Raw genomic sequence first — 21,286 nt, 5'->3', positions numbered from 1 at the left:
ACGAAGGTTCTGCCATGGAACAGCGCACGCCCACCCACTTCACGCCGCAGAACGACCCTTCCGTCGGCGAAGGACTGACGGTCGAGGTCGCCGCCTTCGTTCTGGATACCGGCTTCGACGCCATTCCCTCGCAGGTCGTCGACCTTGCCAAAAAGTCGATCCTCGACGGGTTCGGCCTGGCGCTGTCGGGGTCGGTCGCGGCGTCCGGCCGTTATGTGCAGCGGCATCTCAGGGATGTCGCCGGCGCCGGTACGGCCAGTGTGATCGGCACCGCCATCAAGGTGCCGTCGCGCTTTGCCGCCTTCGCCAACGGGGTCGGCATTCACGCTGACGATTACGACGACACCCAGCTGGCCGTCGCCCATGATCGCGTCTATGGCCTGCTCACCCATCCGACCGCGCCGTGCCTGCCGGCCGCCTTCGCCGAGACCGAGACCCGGTCGCTGAGCGGGCGCGATCTGCTGTCGGCCTATCTCGTCGGGGTCGATGTCGAGTGCAAGATCGCCGAGGCGATCTCGCCCCGGCACTATCAGCACGGCTTTCACGCGACCGCCACCTGCGGAACCTTCGCCGCCGCCTCGGCCACCGGCAAGCTCAGGGGCTTCGACCAGGAAACGCTGCAGCGGGCGCTATCCATCGCCGGCAGCCAGAGCGCCGGCCTACGCGAGAATTTCGGCACGATGACCAAGCCCTTTCATGCCGGCCGCTCGTCGGAATCCGGCGTCGTCGCCTGCGATTTCGCCGAGATGGGATGGAGCGCGACGGACAAGATCCTCGAGGCCCCCCGCGGCTTCTTCCAGGCGCATGGCGGCGGCTACGATCTCAACGCCATTCGCGGCAAGCTCGGCGCGCCCTGGAGCTTCGCCGATCCGGGAATCTCGATCAAACCGCACCCGTCTGGCTCCCTCACCCATCCCGGCATGACCGAGATGCTGGCGCTGATCGCCGCGCACGGCATCAAGGCCGAGGACGTCGAACGGGTCGATGTCGGCACCAACCACAACATGCAGAACGCCCTCATTCACCGTCGTCCCCGGAATGAACTCCAGGCAAAATTCTCGATGGAATTCTGCATGGCAATCCTGCTTCTCGACGGGCGGGCAAACCTTCCTGAATTCACCGACGAGACGGTGCTGCGCGATGATGTGCGGGCGCTGATCGAACGGATTCATTTCGCCGTGCATCCGGAGGCCGAAGCCGCCGGCTACGCCAAGATGACGACGCTCATCGACATCCACATGAAGGATGGGCGGACGATTTCCGGTCGGGCCGATTTCGGCAAAGGCTCGCCCGCCAACCCGATGAGCTACGACGAGGTAGCCGACAAATTCCGTGGCTGCGCCGAATTCGCCGGGTGGCCGAAGGACAAAAGCGACGCGATCATCGACCTCGTCGCAACCCTCGATACCGCAACAGGCGTCGACGGCCTAACGGCCGCTCTGGGCGCCTGACCGGTCGGAGCGCACGGAAGGGGCGTCGCGCGCCGGCTCCGTCGATTTGCGCGATAATGCCGTCCGCAAACGTTTCGGCGGCCGAAGACCCGGCCGCCGAAACAATGATGTAAGCTTGTCTGTCCCGATGGGAAATCAGACCACGGTCACCTTGAGATCGCCGATCCCGTCGATGTGGCCTTTGAGCACGTCGCCGCGACTGACGGCACCGACGCCGGCCGGCGTGCCGGTCATGATGACGTCGCCGGGCGCCAGCCGGAACAGGCCGGAGAGGTAGGAGATCGACTCGGCCACCTTCCAGATCATCTGGTTGAGGTCGCCGCTCTGGCGCGTCTCGCCATTGACCTTCAGCCAGATCGCGCCCGCATCCGGATGGCCGATCTCGGAGGCCGGCGCCACCGGAGAGACCGGCGCGGAGTCCTCGAACGCCTTACCAACTTCCCATGGCCGGCCCAGCTTCTTGGCCACGCCCTGCAAGTCGCGCCGGGTCATGTCGAGACCGACCGCGTAGCCATACACGTGCGACAGCGCGTCCTCGACCGGGATCTCCTCGCCGCCCTTGCCGAGACAGACGACGAGTTCGATCTCGTGATGCACGTCGGAGCTCTTGCCGGGATAGGGGAAGGTATCGCCAGTGGTCAGGTTGTCAGGATTTTTCTGGAAGAAGAATGGCTCTTCCTTGTTGGGGTCATGCCCCATCTCGATCGCATGGTCGGCGTAGTTGCGGCCGACGCAATAGACCCGCCGGACAGGAAACGTATCGGCGGAGCCGCGGACCGGAAGCGCCGGGATCGCGGCGGGCGTGAAGACGTGGGACATGGGCGATTTTCCTTGATTGAGGTGGATTGGGGTTAGCCGCGGCTGGCGGCATAGAAGTCGACGCGCCGCTCCAGCCAGGCGAGGCTTTCCGCCAGGATGAAGGCGAGCGCAAACAGGACCAGCAGCGCGGCCCAGAAATGCTCCATCAGGAAGCGCGAGCCGTATAGCTTGAACAGCGCGCCGAAGCCGACGATCGAGACCAGGAGTTGACCGATGATGACGCCCTTGACGGCGCGGATCACGCCGAGACGAATGCCGGCGAGGATTTCCGGCAGCGCCGCCCAGATGTAGATGCGCCGGAACGCCTGCCAGCGGCTGGCGCCGAAGACATGCGCCATCTCGACGAGCGACGGCGAGATCGAGCGCACGCCTGCCCGCGAATCGAGGACGATGATCCAGATCGCGAACAAGACGACGGTGAGGATGATGGTCGTCTGGCCGAGACCGAACAGCACCATGATCACCGGCACCAGCGCGGTCAGCGGCGCCGACAGGAAGAGGTTGACCCAGGGCAGAAAGATCCGGTCGGCGATCACCGACCGGCCCATCAGGATGCCGAGCGGCACGCCGACCGCGATCGCGATCACATTGCCGACGACGAAGGCATAGGCGGTCACGCCGAGCGCCGACATGAAGGTCCGGGTCGGCACGATCTCGACGAGTGTGACGAGGACGGCCGATAGCGGCGGCAGCAGAATGGTGACCTCGAGCTGGCCGACGATTTCCCACAGGATGGCCCAGAGGATGAGGGAGCCGACCATGGGGATGCGATGTCCGAAGATGATCATGCCGCGCCTCAGTCCAGATAGGTCTTGAGCGACTGCCAGATGGCGTCGACCGTATCGAGATAGACCGGATGCCGGCGGATCGCGTCGGCATCGCCGTCGCGATTGATGTCCGGCTCGATGATCTCGGCGATCCGGCCCGGCCGCGGCGACAACAGCACGATGCGATCGGAGACGTAGACCGCCTCCTCGATCGAATGGGTGACAAAGATGAAGGTCTTCTTCTCGTTTGCGACGAGGGTCAGTAGGTCTTCCTGGAACTTGCGGCGGTTCTGTTCATCGACCGCCGAGAACGGCTCGTCCATCATCAGGACGTCGGCGTCGACCGACAGCGCCCGGGCGAGACCGACCCGCTGGCGCATGCCGCCGGACAGCTCATGCGGATAGCGCTCCTCGAAGCCGCCGAGACCCACCTGGGCGATGTATTTGCGGGATATCTCCTCGCGCTCGGCCTTCGGCGTGCCGCGCAGTTCCAGCCCAAATGCGACGTTCCGCAGCACTGTCGCCCAGGGCATCAGCGCGAAATCCTGGAACACGAAGGCGCGCTCGGGTCCGGGTCCGGCGACCGGCTTGCCGTTGACCAGCACTTCGCCCGAGGTCGCCGGCAGCAGGCCGGCGATGATCTTCAAAAGCGTGGTTTTGCCGCAGCCGGACGGGCCGAGCAGCGAGGTCAACTGGCCGCGAGGAAAATCGACACTGACGTTTTCGAGCGCCTGCACGCCGCCCGGATAGAGTTTGCTGACATTGCGGACAGCGACGACGGAATCGGTGACAGGCGACGGAGCGGCGAAGGCAAGGGGAGCGATGGCGTTCACGAAATGGCTCGCTTCTCGGGTCTGAAGATCGTGACCTCGACGCGCTCGATCAGTTCGATGAACAGCACGGAAAACACGATGATGGACAGGATCGCGGCGTACATGCCGGGATAGTTCGCGATGGAGCGGTTGTAGGTGATCAGATCGCCGACCCCGGTTGGCGTGATCAGCAGTTCGGCGAGGATCGCGCCAATGAAGCCCGAAGCGGCACCGAGCCGAAGCCCGGCGAAGATTACAGGGCTGGCCGCCGGCAGGATGATCCGCGTGATCACCTTCCATCGCGGCGCGAGGAACGAGCGCCCCATCTCGACGAGCGATGCGGGGGTGTGGCGGACCGCGGCATAGGAGTTCAGCACGATCACCGGCATCGCCATGATGCAGACGACGATGGTCTTCGACGTCAGTCCGATGCCGTAGGAGAACACGATCAGCGGGATGAGCGCGGCGAGCGGCGCCGCCTGCGCGACGATGAAGATCGGCGAGGCCACCCACTCGGCCTTGGAATTGAGGCCCATGGCGACCCCGATCGCAACGCCGAAGATGGCCGAAATGACAAGACCGAGGATCAGCGGCTGCAGGGTGATCGAGAAGGCCACGATCAGCGAACCGTCGGCCAGCATCTCCCACAGCGCGGCCATCGTTTCGGTAAAGGTCGGAAAAGCCGGGCTGATCGGCACCAGGCCGGCCCATTGCCAGGCGACACAGAACACGATCACCGAGAGGACCCGCAGGGTTAGCGGATGGGTCAGGAACGTGAATGCCGCATTGGGCTGCCGGTCACGGAGGGCGGACGGCTGCCCGCCCATTCCGTAGGGCAGGAACCGGGAGAGGCGGAGCCCGGCAGGCTCCGCCTCCATGTCGTGATGCTCAGCCACCGAGCTTCTGCTCCGCCCGCTGCAGCGGGCCAAGGTCCCAGAAATCCTCGACCTTCAGTGTGTCGGCTGGGCCATCGAGCTGGCCGGCCTTGGTGTAGAAGTCGAAATCGGCCTTGGCCGTGTCCATGCCGCCCTTGGGGTCGAACAGCTCGTTTTCGACGCCCTCAGTATAGAATGGCGTAACTTCGTCGAGAATTTCCTGCGGCTGATCGGAGAGCAGGTCGCGCTTGGCCCGCTCGGTTTCGATGATCGAGGGATCCTTGTTCATCTCCTTCCAAAGGCCCAGCAACTCCTCGACCAAGAGGTCAGCCTGTTCCGGATTGGCGGTGAGCCATTCCTGCGAGGCGAAGATCAGTTCGTCACTCGGCTTGGCGTCGAGGCCCGGCAGTACCTGGAACTTGTCGCCGGCCTTTGCCATCAGGATGTTCTTGTTGGCGAGATCGACGATGGTGGCGTTGATCGTACCGTTCATCATCGCGATTATGCGGTTCTCGGAACCCGGCACATAGTTGCGCTGGCCGAATTCGATCCCTTCCCGCTCGGCGATGATGTTGCCGATCGCCTCGGTGCCGGTGCCGCGCGCATGAAAGGTGAACGGCTGGCCGTCGAGATCCTTCCAACTCTTGTATTCATTCGACGCGACGGGAAAGAATACCAGCCGCGACATCTGGAAGACGGCGCGCAGTGGCACCTTGGCCTTCTGGATGATCGTGTAGGGCGTGCCGACGCCGATATCGGCCTGACCGCTGACCAGTGCCTGGATCGCCAACTCCTCCTCGGCGAAAGACGTCAGCTCGTAGTCGAGGCCCTTTTCCTTGGCCCGGTCGAGCGCAACGAGAAATGCCAGCGTTTCCACCGACACCACATCGCCGAGCGCGACGCGGACCTTTTCCTGGGCGCTGACCGCCGGAATGCCGAAACCAATCGTCGCGGCGACGACGCCTGCGGCGAGCGTGCCTGTCATCTTAGTCCAAATTCGCATTGTATCCTCCCAATTGGCTTGTTTTGGTTGCTGCCGATAATGTGCCGCACCGGCCACTGACGGGCCAATCCCTTGCCAATACCCGATTGGTTAAGGCATAAGGGCCGGATGATCAAGCTGAACCATGCTGACCAAATGCGGAATCTGACGAAAGCCGAGATCGCCGGGCCGGGCGACGTCGACCGGGACCGGATCGACCGCAATGGCGGCGAGAGCGCCCTGGTGCAGCTTCGCGCCTATCTCGCGCAGAAGGAGTTCGCGCTGAACACCCGGCTGCCGCCGGAGCGCGAACTGGCGGAAATGATCGGCGTGTCACGCGGCGACCTCCGCAAGGCGCTTGCGGTGCTGGAGGAACACGGCGAGCTCTGGCGCCATGTCGGCAAGGGCACCTTCGTCGGTGCGCGCCCGGTCGCCGAGCTGGCCTCCGTCGCGATGATCGCCGATCAGACCAGCCCCGCCGAAGTGATGCGGGCGCGCCTGGTGATCGAACCGGAACTGGCGCGCGAGGCGGCGTTGCACGCCACCATCGACGACATCCGGGCGCTGCGGCTCTGCGTTTCCAGCGCCCGCCAGGCAGAGACCTGGCGGCAATATGAAAACTGGGACAACCGGCTTCACCGCACCATCGCGGAGGCCGGCAAGAATGCCCTGCTTCTTGCGATTTTCGACACGATCAACGCCGTCCGGCGCACCGTCGTCTGGGGCCGGTTGCGAACCGAGCTGCCACAGCCGCCAGTCGATCACCACAGCTTCGAAGAACATGATCTGATCGTCGATGCGATCGAGGAGCGCAATCTCGGCGCCGCGGCCACGCGAATGCGTTTGCACCTCCAGCAGGTCCAGACCCATCTGATCGCCCGCCACCAGTCGGCGGCGGAATAGTTGCGAGAAGCGGCGAACTCCGAGGCGGATTTATTCTGCACTGCGAAAACCAATCCGGCATTGGTTATGCCCCCCCTGGAGAATTGTCTCGCGAGCAACAGCCGAAAAACACATCGTATCTGCTCCGATGACGGCGCCTACCCTCCCCCGCCGATGCTTCTGAGGACGGTCGACGACACCGGGGAACGCGGACCGTGCAGGAAAACCCAAGCCGGTGGCTCGCGAAACGGCAGGGCCGCGGCATGTCGCTCGGCCAACCGGGCATAGGCAAAGGCCTGCGCCATGGGGGCCGACAGAACCGATAATGTCGATCCTGGCCGGTCGACCACCGCGATGGGAAACGTCGCGACGATTCGCCGCCAATCCTGCCAGCGATGGAAGGAGGCGAGGCTATCTGCGCCCATGATCCAGACGAAGCGAATGCCCGGGCGTTTTCGACGCAAGAGCGCCAGCGTATCGGCGGTGTAACGGATGCGATGCGCCGCCTCGAAGGCGGTGACATCGTCGCGCGGTCCGCTGGCGAGCGCCTTGACGGTCCCCAGCCTTTCGCGGAGCGGGCGCAGATGGCCATTGTCCTTGAGCGGATTGCCGGGTGTAACCATCCACCAGATGCGATCAAGACGCAGTCGCCGCCGGGCGATCTCGGCGACCAGACGATGGCCCTGATGCGGCGGATTGAACGAGCCGCCGAACAACCCGACGACCATGCCTGGCTCTGTGTGGGGCATGGCGAGCGCCGCCGGATCGATACCGTCGGGCCAGCCGGCTTTCATGTCGGACTGCGTCACGTGCGGGTCTGGCCGGTCCCGCGGACGCGGTAGTTGAAGCTCGTCAGCTGCTCGACGCCGACCGGCCCGCGCGCATGCATCTTGCCGGTGGCGATGCCGATTTCCGCGCCCATGCCGAATTCGCCGCCATCGGCGAACTGGGTCGAGGCGTTGTGCAGGAGGATGGCGGAATCGATGCCGGCGAAGAACGTCGCCGCCACAGCCTCGTCGGCGGTCACGATCGCCTCGGTGTGGTGGGACGAATGCCGCTCGATATGGGCAATGGCCCCGTCGACGCCGTCGACCAGTGCGACCGAGATGATTGCATCCAGATATTCGGTGTCGAAATCCTCCTCGCTCGCGGGCTCGGCGGTCGGATAGCGCTGACGCACCTCGTCGGTCGCCCGGATTTCGCAGCCCGCAGTCCGCAACGCCTCGAGGATCGGCAGGAGCTGGGTGCTCGCCGCCGCGCGGTCGACCAGCAGCGTTTCGGCCGACCCGCAGATGCCGGTGCGCCGCATCTTCGAATTGACGACGACATTGACGGCCATGTCGAGATCGGCGGCTGCGTCGACATAGACGTGACAGATACCTTCCAGATGGGCGAAGACCGGCACCCGCGCCTCGTCCTGGACGCGGGCGACGAGCGAACGCCCACCACGCGGCACGATGACGTCAATGGCACCGTCAAGGCCCTTCAGCATCGCACCGACGGCAGCCCGGTCGGTCGAGGGTACGATCTGGATCGCGTCCTCCGGCAGGCCGGCCTGGGCGAGCCCGGCGGCCAGCGCGGCATGGATCGCGGCCGAGGACCTGGCCGAGTCCGAACCGCCGCGCAGGATGACCGCATTGCCGGATTTCAGACACAGGGCACCCGCGTCGGCGGTGACGTTCGGCCGGCTCTCATAGATGACGCCGACGACGCCGAGCGGCGTCCGCACCCGCTCGATCTGCAGACCGTTGGGCCGCTCCCAGGCGGCGATGGTCGCACCGACGGGGTCCGGCAGCGCGGCGACGGCGCGGATACCGTCGGCGATCGCGCCGATGCGCGCCGCGTCCAGTGTCAGCCGGTCGATGAAGGACGCGGCCATGCCGCTTTGCTTCGCCCGCTCGATATCGGCACGGTTTTCAGCGAGGATCGTCTCTCGCGACTGCAGGATCGCATTCGCCATCGCCTCCAGCGCGGCGTTCTTCGCCTCGGTCGGCGCCAGGGCGAGGCTCCGCGCGGCACGGCGCGCGCGCTGGCCGATCGCGGCCATCAGCGCCTCGATCGAGCCGGCCTCCGTTGCACTGTCGAGCATCTCCACCTCTCCGCTTTCCGTCCTGCTCACGCGATGCGCAGGGATTCATCGGCCGGTTCCGCCGCCGCTTCCATCACCAAATCGTCGCGATGGATCATCGCCGTGCGCCCCTCATAGCCGAGCGCCGTCGCCACCTCCGCCGACCGCAACCCGGCAATCCGCCGCGCGTCCACGGCATCGTAGGCGACAAGGCCGCGCGCAATCCTGCGTCCGTCTGGGCCGGTGACCGCGATCGTGTCGCCGCGCCGGAACTCGCCATCGACGGAAACGATTCCGGCCGGCAACAGGCTCTTGCCGGCGCACAGCGCCTTGACCGCGCCAGCGTCCACGACGAGCTCGCCAGTGGAGCCGAGATGCCCGGCGATCCAGCGCTTGCGGGCCGTAACCGGATTGTCGGCGGCGCGAAACAGCGTCGCGCGTTCGCCGCGCTCGATGGCGCTGAGCGGAAACAGCCGGTCGCCCGCCGTGATGATCATCGCCGCGCCCGACCCGGTGGCGATCTTGCCAGCATCGATCTTGGTCTTCATGCCGCCGCGCGACAGCTCCGACCCGGCCGCGCCCGCCATCGCCTCGATGTCCGGCGTAATCCGCTCGACCAGCGGGATATGCCGCGCCGCCGGATCGAGGGCGGGCGGCGCCGTGTAAAGACCATCGACGTCGGAGAGGAGAATCAGCAGATCGGCGCCCATCATCGTCGCGACGCGGGCCGCCAGACGGTCATTGTCGCCATAGCGGATTTCGGATGTGGCGACGGTGTCGTTCTCGTTGATGACCGGCAGCGCGCCGAAGCCGAGCAATGTCGAGATCGTCGCGCGGGCGTTGAGATAGCGCCGGCGTTCCTCGGTGTCGCCGAGGGTCAGCAGGATCTGCCCGGTCTCGATGCCGTGGCGGCCGAGAATCTCCGAATAAGTCCGCGACAGGGCGATCTGCCCGACGGCCGCGGCCGCCTGGCTTTCCTCGAGCCGCAGCGGTCCGGCGGGCATCTTCAGGAGCTTGCGGCCGAGCGCGATGGCGCCGGAGGAGACGACCAGAATCTGACGCCCCTCCCCGCTCAGCCGGGCAATGTCCTCGCCGAGCGATTCCAGCCAGGTCCGCTTTAGCCCGCTTTGCGGATCGACCAGAAGCGAGGAGCCAATCTTGACGACGATGCGAGTGTAGCCATCGAGTAGGTCCGTCATCACTCCTCCCTGGCGGCCTGTGCCTCGGCGAAACGATCCGGCTCGTCCGCGTCGGCACCGGGGGCGAGGCTGGCGATGCGGCTCTTCATTTGGCGAAGCGCCTCGGTCATGCCCTCGCGGCTCACCGCCGACAGCGCCAGCGGAGGTGACGTGGTCACCGCCGCCAGTTCGGCGAGCTTTTCCGCCCGCGCCTCCTCGGTCAAGGTGTCGACCTTGGACAGCGCCACGATCTCGGGCTTTTCCGCCAAGCCGTGCTCGTAGGCCTCCAACTCGTGCCGGACGGTCGTATAGGCGCCCGCGACGTCTTCCTCGGTGGCGGAGACCAGATGCAACAGGACACTGGTCCGCTCGATATGGCCAAGGAAGCGATCGCCGATACCGACGCCGTCATGGGCGCCCTCGATAAGGCCGGGAATATCGGCAATGACGAACTCGGCGTCGTCGATCTTGGCGACACCGAGGCCGGGATGCAGCGTCGTGAACGGATAGTCGGCAATCTTAGGCCGGGCACGCGTCACCGAAGCCAGGAAGGTGGATTTGCCGGCGTTGGGAAGCCCGACCAGGCCCGCGTCGGCGATCAGCTTCAGCCGCAGCCAGATCGTCAGCTCCTCGCCTTCGAGACCCGGATTGGCGCGGCGCGGCGCCTGGTTCACCGAGGTCTTGAAATACGCGTTGCCAAAGCCGCCATTGCCGCCGGCAGCCAGACGATGGCGCTCGCCGATATAGGTCAGATCGCAAAGCAGGGTCTCGTTGTCCTCGGCGAAGACCTGGGTTCCCGCAGGCACTTTCAACGTCACGTCGGGGCTTTTGGCACCGGTGCGGTTGCGGCCCATGCCGTGCCCGCCGGTCTTGGCCTTGAAATGCTGCTGGTAGCGATAGTCGATCAGGGTGTTCAGGCCGGCCACCGCCTCGATGACGATGTCGCCGCCCCTGCCGCCGTCGCCGCCGTCCGGGCCGCCGAATTCGATGAACTTCTCGCGGCGGAACGAGACCGAGCCGGCACCGCCATCACCGGAGCGGATGTAGACCTTGGCCTGGTCGAGAAACTTCATGGTGTGCGTTCTTTCGTCTTCTTTTGGCGGCGGCTAGTGGTCCGATTTCGACATTTGCATCCCGCTTGGAGCACCCTGGCAAGCAAATGTCGAAATCAAAGGACCACTAGCAACTTTATGACTCTCATGGATTTTTCAAATTTGATATTTGATCTTGAGTCCGCCGCACATGGGTATCAAATGTCAAATTTAATCCACTAGTCCAGCTCGCCTGTCATAGCGGTCCGGGCCGCCGATGGAAACGACCCCGTGTTATCGGTTCAATATGGTGCGAGCACAGCCCGGCTCTTAGCGAAGGTCACGTCCGAGGTGGCGAGCGGAACCCCGAATTTCGAGATAATGACGTGGTTGGCGACCGTACCGTCGGGACGGCCGGTCATCTCGTGGCGAAAATGCAGAAGCGTGCCCCCACCGCCGGGCGCATAGCCGTCATAGTCGAGGACGGCGCCATTCTTCGTCTGGACACCGATCACCGGCATGGGCGGCGCAAGCTGCCCCGTCTTCAGCTCCGTGGCGACGGTTCCGCCATAAAGACCCGGCGCGGTGCGCACCAAATCCCAGCGCTGCAGACGCTTGCCATCGGCAAAGGCAAAGCGCTCGTCGAGCTGGAACTGGTCGCCCGTCTGCTTGCCGTCGAATTCGGCGGTGAAAGCCTCGGTGAAAACCAAGGCCGTCGTCACCGCGCCCTTCGAGACCGACTTGCCCGCGAAGAAATCCGGCAGCGACAGGCCGTCGGGATCGGGTTGTGGAATTCGGGGCGGCGCGGCGAACCAAGCCAGGCCCGCGAACAAAATAACAGCGCCGCCCGCAACGGCCGTCGGCCAAAGCCAACTCCGACGCCCGTCGAGCTTTCTCATCATTGCCGTCCCCATGCCTTGAGCGACGTCCAGCAGCTGCGATCCATCACGAAATGTTCGCTGGCGACCCGGCCCGAGGACACCGATTCGATCATACCGCTACCGCAGAAGTGGAAGCCGCATTTCCGGATCACCCGTCGCGAAGACTCGTTGACGACACGGCAGCTGACGTCGATGGCGTCGAGCTGTAGCCGCGTAAAGCCGTAGTCGATAACCGCCTGAGCGCCTTCAGTCGCGATGCCTCGTCCCCAATAGGCCCAGCCGACCCAATAGCCGAGTTCCGCCCGCCCTTTCCTGCCCGAGGGCTTCAATCCGCAACAACCGACGAACCGATCCTCCTCCTTCAGGCACAGGGCGAAGACGATCTCCGAGCCATGATCGGCGATAAAGGCGCGCGCGTCTGAAAGCCGGTACGGGTGCGGAATGCGCGCGAGCATCGCCGCGAGGTGGCGGTCATTGGCGAGATTGGCCAAGGGCTGTGCGTCTTTCATCGCCAAGGGCCGCAGCCGGAGCCGTCCTGATTCGATCGTGGCGCCGTCCCGTTCGGCGGTAAAATCCTCGGTCATCGCATCGTCCTTCCTCAGACGCGAAAAGGGGAGATGGCGGTCCATCTCCCCTTTTCGCTCTGAAATCCGATGCGTTTCGGAAGGATCAGAGGGCCGGTTCGTTGGAACGCCGGCGCTCTGAAGCTCCGGTCACTCGGCGGCTTCTGCTTTCGGCAGTACGGCTACGTAGGTTCGTCCGTTCGCCTTGTGCTGGAACGCGACGTTGCCCTCGGCCTTGGCGAAGAGCGTGTGATCCTTGCCGATGCCGACATTCGTGCCCGGATGCCAGCGCGTGCCGCGCTGCCGGATGAGAATGTTGCCTGGAATCACGGCTTCGCCGCCGAACTTCTTCACGCCGAGGCGCTTGGATTCGGAATCGCGACCATTGCGGGAAGAACCGCCTGCTTTCTTATGTGCCATCGTCTGTCTCCTTGCCTGTCAGGCTACCGGATCGGGTTCGCGGGGGGAAATCCGCCCCGGACCTATTTCTTCGCCAGCTCTTTAGCCTGCTCGCGCCAATCTTCGATCTGGGCGGCGCTGAACGGCATATGTTCGTCGATCCGCGCCACGTCCTTGTCACTCAGCTTGGCGATCTGGGCAAAGGTGGTGATGCCCTGCTCGTTGAGCTGCTTCTCGGCGACCGGGCCGATGCCCTTGATCGTGATCAGCTTGTCGGCATCGCCCTTCGGCGCAGTGAACAGGCTCGCCGGCGCGGATGCTGTCGCCTGCTTCGGCTCTACCGCCTTCTCGGCGGGCTTCGCCGGCTTCGCGGCTTTCTCGGCCGCCTTGGCCGGTTGGGCCTTCTCGTCCTCGACCGGCTTCACAGCCTTGGCGGGCTTGCTCCGGGCCGCCGAGGTCATCGACGGCGCCTTGCCGTCGGTGAGGATTTCGGCGACGCGGATCAGCGTCAGATCCTGGCGATGACCGCGCGAACGCTTGGAGTTCTGCCGCCGGCGCTTCTTGAAGGAGATGACCTTCTTGCCGCGCGTCTGGCCGATGATCTCGGCGGTCACGGAGGCGCCCGCGACGAACGGCGCGCCGATGGTCGAGCCGACCATCAGCACTTCCTTGAACGTCAGGAGATCGCCGGCCTCGCCAGGCAGACGCTCGATGGTGAACTGGTCTTCAGGGACAACGCGGTACTGCTTGCCACCGGTCTTAATGACTGCGAACATTTTATCTCCGTTCGTTCGATCGGCTCTCGCGCCATAAAAGGCCCGGGCCATCTTCTTGTCAGTCGGTTGCGAATAGGGCGAAAACAAACGGGCGCGGTCAAGCCACGCCCCAATTTGATGCCCGTCACTAGCGGGCCGGGTCCTCAAGGTCAAGTCAACTTTGAAGCCCAATACCGCTCGGTTGCTTGCCTACCACGCGCCGGATATGGGGTCGACGGTGGCGGTCATGAACCTGCCACCGTGGCACATGCGGCATTGTCGCAATCTGTCGTGCCGCGTGGAAAGCATGAGGACAGGATCCGATCATGGCGATACTCGTCACCGGCGGCGCCGGCTATATCGGCAGCCACATGGCCTGGGAACTCCTGGATCGCGGCGAGACGGTCGTCGTCCTCGACCGGTTGTCCACCGGCTTCGACTGGGCGGTGCCGCCCGAGGCGACGCTGGTGGTCGGCGATGTCGGCGATGCCGATCTCCTCGATCGCACCATCACGGGCCATGATGTCGATGCCATCATCCATTTTGCCGGCTCGATCATCGTGCCGGAATCCGTTGCCGATCCGCTCGGCTATTACGAAAACAACACGGTCAAGTCGCGCGCCCTGATCGCGGCAGCGGTCCGGAACGGCGTCAAGCATTTCATCTTTTCCTCGACCGCGGCCGTCTACGGCTCTCCCGCCACGATCCCGGTCACCGAGGCGGCCGCGACGCTGCCGGAATCGCCCTACGGCTCGTCCAAGCTGATGACCGAGATGATGCTCCGGGACACGGCGTTTGCCCATGATTTCCGCTCCACTGCGCTGCGCTACTTCAATGTCGCGGGCGCCGACCCGCTCGGGCGCACCGGCGAATCGACCAGGGGCGCAACGCATCTGATCAAGGTCGCGTCCGAAACCGCCCTCGGCAGACGCGCCTTCCTCGAACTCTACGGCACCGATTATCCGACCGCCGACGGCACCTGCGTGCGCGACTACATCCATGTCACCGACCTCGTCAAAGCCCACTACCTTGCGCTCGAACGGCTACGCGGCGGCGGGTCCAGCATGGTCGCCAATTGCGGCTACGGGCGCGGCTATTCGGTTCTGGAGGTGCTGAGCGCGGTCAAGGATGTCGTCGGCAAAGACTTCGATATCCGCATAAAGGGCCGCAGGCCCGGCGACCCCGCGGCCATCGTCGCCGACCCGTCCCTGGCCCGCCGGGAGCTCGGCTGGCGCGCCGAATACGATGATCTGCGGCAGATCGTCGGCCATGCCCTCGACTGGGAACGCGCCCTCGCCCGCCGCAATCATCGCTGATCACGGCCGGCAACGTGGCGTCGGCAAGGACGGCGGATGTCAGGCGTGGGCGCTGGGATTGAGATCGGGGCCGGCGCCGAGCCGCTTGCCGGGATTGATCGCTTCCAGCCAGCGCAGATAGGCCGCGTGGTCGTGACGACCCATCTCCATCTCCTTGGCGAGGGCATGGAAAGCGTCGCGCGCCTTTTCGGTCAGCGGCAGGGTCAACCCCGCCTCCCGCGCCACTTCGAGAGCGTTCTCCAGATCCTTCAACTGCAGTTCGAGCGGGCCGCCGGGAACCCAGTTGCGCTCGGTCATCCGCTCGCCGTGGAGGTCGAGGATGCGCGAGGTGGCAAAGCCGCCCATCAGCGCGTCGCGCAGTGCGGCGGGATCGCAGCCGCCTTCCTGGGCAAGCAGCATCGCCTCGGCGACGGCACCGATGGTGACGGCGACGATGGCCTGGTTGGCGAGCTTGGCGACCTGCCCGGCGCCATGAACGCCGACATGAGTCGGCCGCCCCATCGCCTTCAAAACCGGTTCCGCCTCGGCGAAGTCCTCCGCGCGGCCGCCGGCCATGATCGCGAGCGTCGCCTCGATCGCGCCCTTCTCGCCGCCCGACACCGGCGCATCGATATGGCGCCGGCCGGCCTTCTCGACCGCGCCGGCGTGATCGCGCGCAACGCTCGGCTGGATCGACGACATGTCGATGAACAGCGCGTTTGCCGGCGCCGCCTCGATCACACCGAGCTCGCCGAAATAGATTTCCGTCACGATCGGCGAATTGTCGACCATGGTGATGACGGCGTCGGCCTCGGCCACGGCCTCACGCGGATCGGCGGCGACGGTCGCGACATCGGCGAGCGCCTCGGCTTTCGCGCGCGTCCGATTCCAGACGGTGACGCGGAAGCCGGCCCTAGCGATGTTCCGCACCATCGGCGCACCCATGATGCCGGTGCCGATCAGGGTGATGTTGTCGAGGCTCATGGGCGGCTCCTTTAAGAAGATGAAACGCGGCGCCAGGCGCTCGGTCGGCCGCGAAGAGAAAACAGAAGCTAAAGGCCCTTGGCCTCGCCCGCCGAAAGGTTGCCGGACTGGCTGCGCAGGAGATCGAGCGCCTGCCGATCGGCGCGATCGCGATGCTCCTGGTGCAGGCGCCTGGTTTCGGCCTCGTCGCCGCTCAGAATCGCGGCGATGATCGCCCGGTGCTCGTCATCCGATTGCGTCGGGCGCGGGCGGAGCGGCATGATCGCCATACGGGCGCGATATTGCTGATCCCAATATTGCCGAAGCGTCGCCTGCAGTCTGGCATTGCCGCAGAACGAGACGATCTCGGCATGAAAGATGTCGTCCAGCCGCGACCATTGCTCGATGTCGTCGCGCTGCGTCGCGCGCTCCAACTGTCCCATGAGCGCGCGCAAGCGATCGGCCTCGGATTTTGAAAGACCGCGGCGGGCGGCCAATTGCGCAGCCTTGACCTCGAGTGTGGAAAAGACCTCGTAGATATCGGCCAGATCGTCGAGCGACTGGGCCTTCACGGTAATGCCATGGCGCGGCCGCACCGCGACGAGGCCCTCCTCCTCCAGCCGGATCAGCGCCTCGCGGATTGGCGTGCGACTGAGCGACAGAAGATTGGCCACCTCGGTCTCCAGCAGCGTAGTGCCGGGTGGCAGGCGGCCTTCGAGGATCCGAAACTTCAGTTCGTGATAGGCCCGCTCGCGCGCCGGCATCTTGCCGACGCCCTGGAGCGTCGGCCGTGGCCGCGAACCGCCCGGCGTGGTGACCGTGGCCGTCTTTCTGCGACCGCTGTCGCTGGTGGTGTCCGGTTTGGTCAGTGCGAGCCTCCCTGCTTCCGGCGCATCAGCGTTCGCGGTCCTCCGCTCATTCTTTCGAGCCCTTTGCGGCTCCGATGCCGTTCAATTCCGCCACCACGTCGGAGAGCATCGGCAGGTAATCGTCACCCCGGCCGATGGCCTCGGCCGTCGCCAGGCCGTTCTTCACGCTCGACGAGACATGCGAGGCGATGCCGCTTTCATTGGCCATCGAGACGACGTAGCGCATGTCCTTATGGGCATTGCGCAAGGTGAACTTGTGGGCATCGCGGTCGCGCTGGACCACATACTGCATGAAGGTCTGGTAGAAGCCGCAATCCATCCGGCCGCCGCTGATGACGCCATGAAATGTCTTGGCGTCAATGCCGTTCTTCGCACCGATCGCCAGCGCTTCGGAATAAAGCGACGCATAGCCGAGCGAGAGAAAATTGTTGAGCAGCTTCATCGTGTGGCCGGCGCCGGTATCGCCGACGCGCACGACCTTGCCGGCCCAGCATTCGAAGATGGGGCGCACGCGCTCGAAATCCTCGGCCGAGGCGCCGACCATGGTGTCGAGCGTGCCTTCCCAGGCTTCCTTTGGCGTTCGCGACAACGGCGCGTCGATTAGCGTCACGCCGGCTTGGCGGCAACGCTCCGCCACGGCACGCGTGGAAACCGGATTGCTGGTGGAGCTGTCGATGATGGTCCTGGTCGCGCCGTTGGCGTCGAGAATTTCGCCAACGGTTGCCTCGACCTCGGGACTGCCCGGCAGGCAAAGGAAGACGATGTCCGACTTTTCGGCAATGTCGGCGACGCTTGCCCCCTCCTCGGCTCCCCGCGACATCAGATCGTCGACCGGCTTGCGGTTGCGGTGCGCGAGAACCGTCAGCGGGTAGCCGCCTTCGAGGATGTTCTTGGCCATGCCGTGGCCCATCAGGCCGACGCCGATGAAGCCGATGCGCGGACGATCCGTCATGGTGTGTTCCTCTTCGAGTGCAGGCCGGTCACTTGGCGCCCTGGCGGGCGGCCTCGTCGGCGATGTGGGCGCGAATGATCGCGACGAAATCGGTGTCGGCCACGAAACCGGCCTCGATGGCCCGGTCCGCCTTGAAGTCGCGCGGCCAGCCCGAGACGATCTTCTCGATGGTGGCGTCCGGCTCGCGCCGGATGCGGCCGGCCACCTCGTCGCCGGCAACCTCACGCAACGCGGCGATCATCTCGCGGATGGTGATCGACAGCCCCGGCATCGACAAGGAGCGGCGAGCGCCGAGTATCTCGGTGTCCATCGTCGCCGCATGGATGAGGAAACCGACGGCCGCGGCCGGGCTCGCGACCCAGTGACGCACTTCGTCGTCCACCGGCAAATTCGCTTCGTGGCCGGCCAGCGGTTCGCGGATGATGCCGGAGAAGAACCCCGACGCCGCCTTGTTCGGCTTGCCGGGGCGCACGACGATCGTCGGCAGGCGGATGCCGACGCCGTCGACGAAACCCTTGCGGGTATAGTCGGCCAGCAGCAATTCGCAGATCGCCTTCTGGGTGCCGTAGCTGGTCAGCGGCGCCTGCTGGAAGGTGTCGGAGATCTGATCCTCGAAGGGCGCGCCGAAGACGGCGATCGAGGAGGTGAAGACCAGACGGGGACGATAGGCGTCACCCTGCGCGCGGATCGCCTCCAGGAGATGATGCATCCCGTCGAGATTGATCCGGTAGCCTTTCTCGAAATCGGCCTCCGCCTCGCCCGATACGATCGCCGCCAGATGGAAGATCATTTCCGGCCGCTTGGCGACCAGCGCCGCGACCGTGGCGGAATCGGCGATGTCTCCCGCGCTCGATTCGATCGCTATGGTGCCGGACGCCTTGTCGAAGCTGGGCTCCACGACATCGAAGGCGTGGATCGCCTCGATCGGCTGGCCGGCGAAGTTGCCATCGGCGAGAAGCTTGTCGACGAGCCTCCGGCCGACCATGCCGCCGGCACCCAAAATCAGAATTCGCATTACTCAGTCTCCCTACGGACGGGTCAGAGCGACCAGCCGCCGTCGATCAGTTGGGTGGTGCCGGTGGTGAAGCGGCTTTCGTCCGAGGCGAGATAGACGGCGAGGTGAGCGATCTCCTCGGGGGTGCCGAGACGGCCCATTGGCTGGCGCTCGATGAACATCGTCTTGGCCTTCTCGGTGCCGCCGACGCTCTTGCCCAGATCCTCGATCCGGCCTTCCAGCGACGGCGATTCGATTGTGCCGGGGCAGATCGCGTTGCAGCGGATGCCGCTTTTGATGAAGTCGATCGCCACAGAGCGGGTGAGGCCGATCACCGCCGCCTTGGTCGCCATGTAGACGTAGCGGTTCGGCGCCGCTTTGATCGAGGACGCGGCCGAGGCCATGTTGATGATTGAGCCACCGCCGGCCTCGACCATGCGCGGCAACAGGCCTGAGATCGTGCGGTGCATCGCCTTGACGTTGAGGTCGAAGGAAAAGTCCCAGGCATCCTCGTCGCAATCGAGCACTGTGCCGTGATGGACGAAACCGGCGCAGTTGAACAGGATGTCCGGCGTGTCGACCCGCTTCAGATAGGCGGCGACCGCATCGGAGTCGGTGACGTCCAGCGCCGCCGTATCGACGATGCCGAAGGACTTCAGCCCGTCCAGCTTCGCCGCGTCGCGGTCGGATGCGTAGACCTTGGCACCTGCCTCCAGAAACGCTTCGGCGACCTTGCGGCCAATTCCCTGTCCGGCGGCCGTACAGACGGCCACTTTGCCGTCGAGACGCTTCGTCATGCTCACTCCCTGCTCCTGTCCGCCTTCGGACGGTTAGTTCAATGATTGTCGCGTGGCACGCGAGCGCCGGTGCCGTCGACCCCGCCCTGGGCCAGGCGCCGATAGGAGACGGCCGGCTCGAGCACCATCCCGGTCTCCAACTGCGAGATCATGCCGCGCTGGATTTCCTGCCAAGGCGTCTGATGTGCCGGATAGGCATAGCCGCCGGCTTCGGCAAGAGCGGCGAAACGCGCCTGGAGCTCGTCGTCCGCAATGAGGATGTTGGCGCTGCCCTGTCCCATATCGATCCGCACGCGGTCACCGGTGACCAGCACCGCCAGTCCGCCGCCGGCCGCGGCCTCTGGCGAAGCGTTGAGGATCGAGGGGCTGCCGGACGTGCCCGACTGGCGCCCGTCGCCGACGCATGGCAGCGAATGGATGCCGCGCTTCAACAGATAGTCGGGCGCCCGCATGTTGACCACTTCGGCCCCGCCCGGATAGCCGATCGGACCGGCGCCACGCATGAACAAGATGCAATGTTCGTCGATGCCGAGCGCCGGGTCGTCGATCCGAGCGTGATAGTCCTCCGGGCCATCGAAGACCACCGCCCTACCCTCGAACGCCATCGGATCATCCGGGTTCGAAAGATAGCGGTCGCGGAATTCCGGCGAGATCACGGACAGCTTCATGATCGCCGAATCGAACAGATTGCCCTTGAGCACCCGGAAGCCGGCATGTTGCAGCAACGGCCGGTCGATCGGCCAGATGACATTCTCGTCCTCGATGACCGCGCCACGGCAATTGTCGCCGATCGTTCGGCCATTCACCGTCATCGCGTCCTCGGCGATCAGGCCCTTGCTCATCAACTGATTGACCACCGCGGGCACGCCCCCGGCATGGTAGTAGTCCTCGCCGAGATATTCGCCGGCCGGCTGAAGGTTGACCAGCAGCGGGATTTCCTCGCCATAGGTCTGCCAGTCGTCGATCGACAGTTCGACGCCGAGATGGCGCGCGAGGCCGTTCAAATGGATTGGCGCGTTGGTCGAGCCGCCAATGGCCGAGTTGACTCGGATTGCGTTGATGAAGGCGTCGCGCGTCATGATGTCGGTAGGTTTCAGATCCTCATGCACCATATCGACGATGCGCTTGCCGGTGAGATACGAAATCTCCTGCCGGTCGCGATAGGGCGCCGGGATCGCCGCCGAGCCCGGCAGTTGCATGCCGAGCACTTCGGCCAGCGAGTTCATCGTCGTCGCGGTACCCATGGTGTTGCAGTAGCCGGTGGAGGGCGCCGACGAGGCGACCAGCTTGACGAAACCGGCATAGTCGATCTCGCCGGCGGCCATCATCTCCCGCGCCTTCCAGACGATGGTGCCGGAACCGGTGCGCTCGCCGCGGAACCAGCCGTTGAGCATCGGACCGACCGACAGAGCGATCGCCGGAAGATTCACGGTCGCCGCCGCCATCAGGCAGGCGGGCGTGGTTTTGTCGCAGCCGATAGTGAGAACCACCCCGTCGAGCGGGTAGCCGTAAAGCACCTCGACCAGCCCGAGATAGGCTAGATTGCGGTCCAGCGCCGCAGTGGGGCGCTTGCCAGTCTCCTGAATTGGATGGACCGGAAACTCGATGGCAATGCCGCCGGCCTCGCGAATGCCCTCGCGCACCCGCTTGGCGAGTTCGAGATGATGCCGGTTGCAGGGGCTGAGGTCCGAGCCGGTCTGGGCAATGCCGATGATCGGCTTGCCCGACTGCAGCTCTTCCTGGCTGAGGCCGAAATTGAGATAGCGTTCGAGATAGAGCGCCGTCATGTCCGGATTGGACGGATTGTCGAACCACGCGCGGGAGCGTAGTTGGCCGGCCTTGAGGTCATTTGTCATCGGGTCTCCGGATGCATCCCTATGCGCCGCCGTCGCACCTTCGCAACGATACGCTGCATAACGTATACATTAGTCCGCTCGGCATTCAAACTCTTAT

The 21,286-nt window shown here is 65.0% G+C and carries 22 protein-coding genes; 3 read left to right on the top strand and 19 right to left on the bottom strand.

Translation table 11 applies throughout. The annotated features are described in order from the left end of the window. Positions 1–14 precede the first annotated feature (14 nt). On the top strand, positions 15–1,451 hold the full coding sequence (locus VQ044_RS09230; protein WP_327646851.1) for an MmgE/PrpD family protein: 1,437 nt from the start codon (positions 15–17) through the stop codon (positions 1,449–1,451). Positions 1,452–1,586: 135 nt separating this feature from the next. Here VQ044_RS09230 and VQ044_RS09225 read toward each other — a convergent pair whose 3' ends face one another. Genes VQ044_RS09225 through VQ044_RS09205 form a run of 5 tightly spaced genes read right to left on the bottom strand, consistent with a single transcriptional unit; the run spans position 1,587 to position 5,727 of the window. Next, positions 1,587–2,270, bottom strand: a complete 684-nt coding sequence (locus VQ044_RS09225) for a fumarylacetoacetate hydrolase family protein (protein WP_327646849.1) — start codon at positions 2,268–2,270, stop codon at positions 1,587–1,589. A 32-nt stretch (positions 2,271–2,302) separates the two neighbouring features. After that, a complete protein-coding gene (locus VQ044_RS09220; protein ID WP_327646847.1) occupies positions 2,303–3,058 on the bottom strand; it encodes an ABC transporter permease in 756 nt (251 codons plus the stop codon). 8 nt (positions 3,059–3,066) lie between these two features. Next, the gene (locus VQ044_RS09215; RefSeq protein WP_327624421.1) at positions 3,067–3,870 is read right to left on the bottom strand and encodes an ABC transporter ATP-binding protein; all 804 of its coding nucleotides are present in this window, start codon (positions 3,868–3,870) and stop codon (positions 3,067–3,069) included. After that, a complete protein-coding gene (locus VQ044_RS09210; protein WP_327624423.1) occupies positions 3,867–4,745 on the bottom strand; it encodes an ABC transporter permease in 879 nt (292 codons plus the stop codon). Before VQ044_RS09210 ends, VQ044_RS09215 begins: the two co-directional genes overlap by 4 nt. Further along, a complete protein-coding gene (locus VQ044_RS09205; protein ID WP_327646845.1) occupies positions 4,738–5,727 on the bottom strand; it encodes an ABC transporter substrate-binding protein in 990 nt (329 codons plus the stop codon). The genes VQ044_RS09210 and VQ044_RS09205 overlap by 8 nt, the downstream gene beginning before the upstream one ends. A gap of 108 nt (positions 5,728–5,835) precedes the next feature. On the opposite strand from VQ044_RS09205, the gene VQ044_RS09200 reads away from it, so the two are divergent. Continuing rightward, complete coding sequence (locus VQ044_RS09200; protein WP_327624426.1) at positions 5,836–6,609, top strand: FadR/GntR family transcriptional regulator; 774 nt, start codon at positions 5,836–5,838, stop codon at positions 6,607–6,609. Positions 6,610–6,746: 137 nt separating this feature from the next. Here the strand turns inward: VQ044_RS09200 and VQ044_RS09195 are convergent, their stop codons facing one another. From VQ044_RS09195 to VQ044_RS09160, 8 genes are all read right to left on the bottom strand, one after another. Continuing rightward, complete coding sequence (locus tag VQ044_RS09195; RefSeq protein WP_327646842.1) at positions 6,747–7,382, bottom strand: nicotinate-nucleotide adenylyltransferase; 636 nt, start codon at positions 7,380–7,382, stop codon at positions 6,747–6,749. Between the two features lie 11 nt (positions 7,383–7,393). Next, the gene (locus tag VQ044_RS09190; RefSeq protein ID WP_327646840.1) at positions 7,394–8,677 is read right to left on the bottom strand and encodes a glutamate-5-semialdehyde dehydrogenase; all 1,284 of its coding nucleotides are present in this window, start codon (positions 8,675–8,677) and stop codon (positions 7,394–7,396) included. Between the two features lie 26 nt (positions 8,678–8,703). Continuing rightward, positions 8,704–9,855 carry a glutamate 5-kinase gene (proB, locus tag VQ044_RS09185; RefSeq protein WP_327646839.1) on the bottom strand — a complete coding sequence of 384 codons (1,152 nt, stop codon included), beginning with the start codon at positions 9,853–9,855 and terminating at the stop codon, positions 8,704–8,706. Then, positions 9,855–10,907 carry a GTPase ObgE gene (gene obgE / locus VQ044_RS09180; RefSeq protein WP_327646837.1) on the bottom strand — a complete coding sequence of 351 codons (1,053 nt, stop codon included), beginning with the start codon at positions 10,905–10,907 and terminating at the stop codon, positions 9,855–9,857. Before obgE ends, proB begins: the two co-directional genes overlap by 1 nt. A 260-nt stretch (positions 10,908–11,167) precedes the next feature. Further along, on the bottom strand, positions 11,168–11,767 hold the full coding sequence (locus VQ044_RS09175) for a DUF3833 family protein (protein WP_331827663.1): 600 nt from the start codon (positions 11,765–11,767) through the stop codon (positions 11,168–11,170). After that, positions 11,764–12,375 (bottom strand): GNAT family N-acetyltransferase, encoded by a 612-nt coding sequence (locus VQ044_RS09170; RefSeq protein ID WP_327646834.1) that lies wholly within the window; start codon positions 12,373–12,375, stop codon positions 11,764–11,766. Before VQ044_RS09170 ends, VQ044_RS09175 begins: the two co-directional genes overlap by 4 nt. An 84-nt stretch (positions 12,376–12,459) precedes the next feature. Continuing rightward, positions 12,460–12,729: a 50S ribosomal protein L27 gene (gene rpmA / locus VQ044_RS09165; RefSeq protein ID WP_327646832.1), complete on the bottom strand. Its 270-nt coding sequence runs from the start codon at positions 12,727–12,729 to the stop codon at positions 12,460–12,462. A 62-nt stretch (positions 12,730–12,791) separates the two neighbouring features. After that, complete coding sequence (locus tag VQ044_RS09160; protein ID WP_327646830.1) at positions 12,792–13,484, bottom strand: 50S ribosomal protein L21; 693 nt, start codon at positions 13,482–13,484, stop codon at positions 12,792–12,794. Positions 13,485–13,789: 305 nt separating this feature from the next. On the opposite strand from VQ044_RS09160, the gene galE reads away from it, so the two are divergent. After that, on the top strand, positions 13,790–14,779 hold the full coding sequence (galE, locus tag VQ044_RS09155) for a UDP-glucose 4-epimerase GalE (protein ID WP_327624435.1): 990 nt from the start codon (positions 13,790–13,792) through the stop codon (positions 14,777–14,779). A 39-nt stretch (positions 14,780–14,818) separates the two neighbouring features. On the opposite strand, the gene VQ044_RS09150 is transcribed toward galE, so the two are convergent. The 6 genes from VQ044_RS09150 to VQ044_RS09125 form a co-directional block, all read right to left on the bottom strand. Further along, positions 14,819–15,742 carry an NAD(P)-dependent oxidoreductase gene (locus VQ044_RS09150; protein WP_327624436.1) on the bottom strand — a complete coding sequence of 308 codons (924 nt, stop codon included), beginning with the start codon at positions 15,740–15,742 and terminating at the stop codon, positions 14,819–14,821. A gap of 68 nt (positions 15,743–15,810) precedes the next feature. Further along, positions 15,811–16,485, bottom strand: coding sequence for a GntR family transcriptional regulator (locus VQ044_RS09145; RefSeq protein WP_327624437.1), 675 nt, complete (start codon positions 16,483–16,485; stop codon positions 15,811–15,813). Between the two features lie 151 nt (positions 16,486–16,636). Next, positions 16,637–17,542, bottom strand: a complete 906-nt coding sequence (locus tag VQ044_RS09140) for an NAD(P)-dependent oxidoreductase (RefSeq protein WP_327624438.1) — start codon at positions 17,540–17,542, stop codon at positions 16,637–16,639. Between the two features lie 28 nt (positions 17,543–17,570). After that, a complete protein-coding gene (gene denD / locus VQ044_RS09135; RefSeq protein WP_327624439.1) occupies positions 17,571–18,557 on the bottom strand; it encodes a D-erythronate dehydrogenase in 987 nt (328 codons plus the stop codon). A 23-nt stretch (positions 18,558–18,580) separates the two neighbouring features. Further along, positions 18,581–19,333 carry an SDR family oxidoreductase gene (locus VQ044_RS09130; protein WP_327646829.1) on the bottom strand — a complete coding sequence of 251 codons (753 nt, stop codon included), beginning with the start codon at positions 19,331–19,333 and terminating at the stop codon, positions 18,581–18,583. A 38-nt stretch (positions 19,334–19,371) separates the two neighbouring features. Beyond that, positions 19,372–21,189: an IlvD/Edd family dehydratase gene (locus VQ044_RS09125; protein ID WP_327646828.1), complete on the bottom strand. Its 1,818-nt coding sequence runs from the start codon at positions 21,187–21,189 to the stop codon at positions 19,372–19,374. Positions 21,190–21,286: the final 97 nt, after the last annotated feature.

This window comes from Aurantimonas sp. C2-5-R2, from assembly GCF_036549495.1.
Lineage (GTDB): Bacteria > Pseudomonadota > Alphaproteobacteria > Rhizobiales > Rhizobiaceae > Aurantimonas > Aurantimonas coralicida_A.
Note: the sequence above shows the minus strand (reverse complement) of the source record. Positions and strands in the feature narration are given on the sequence as shown.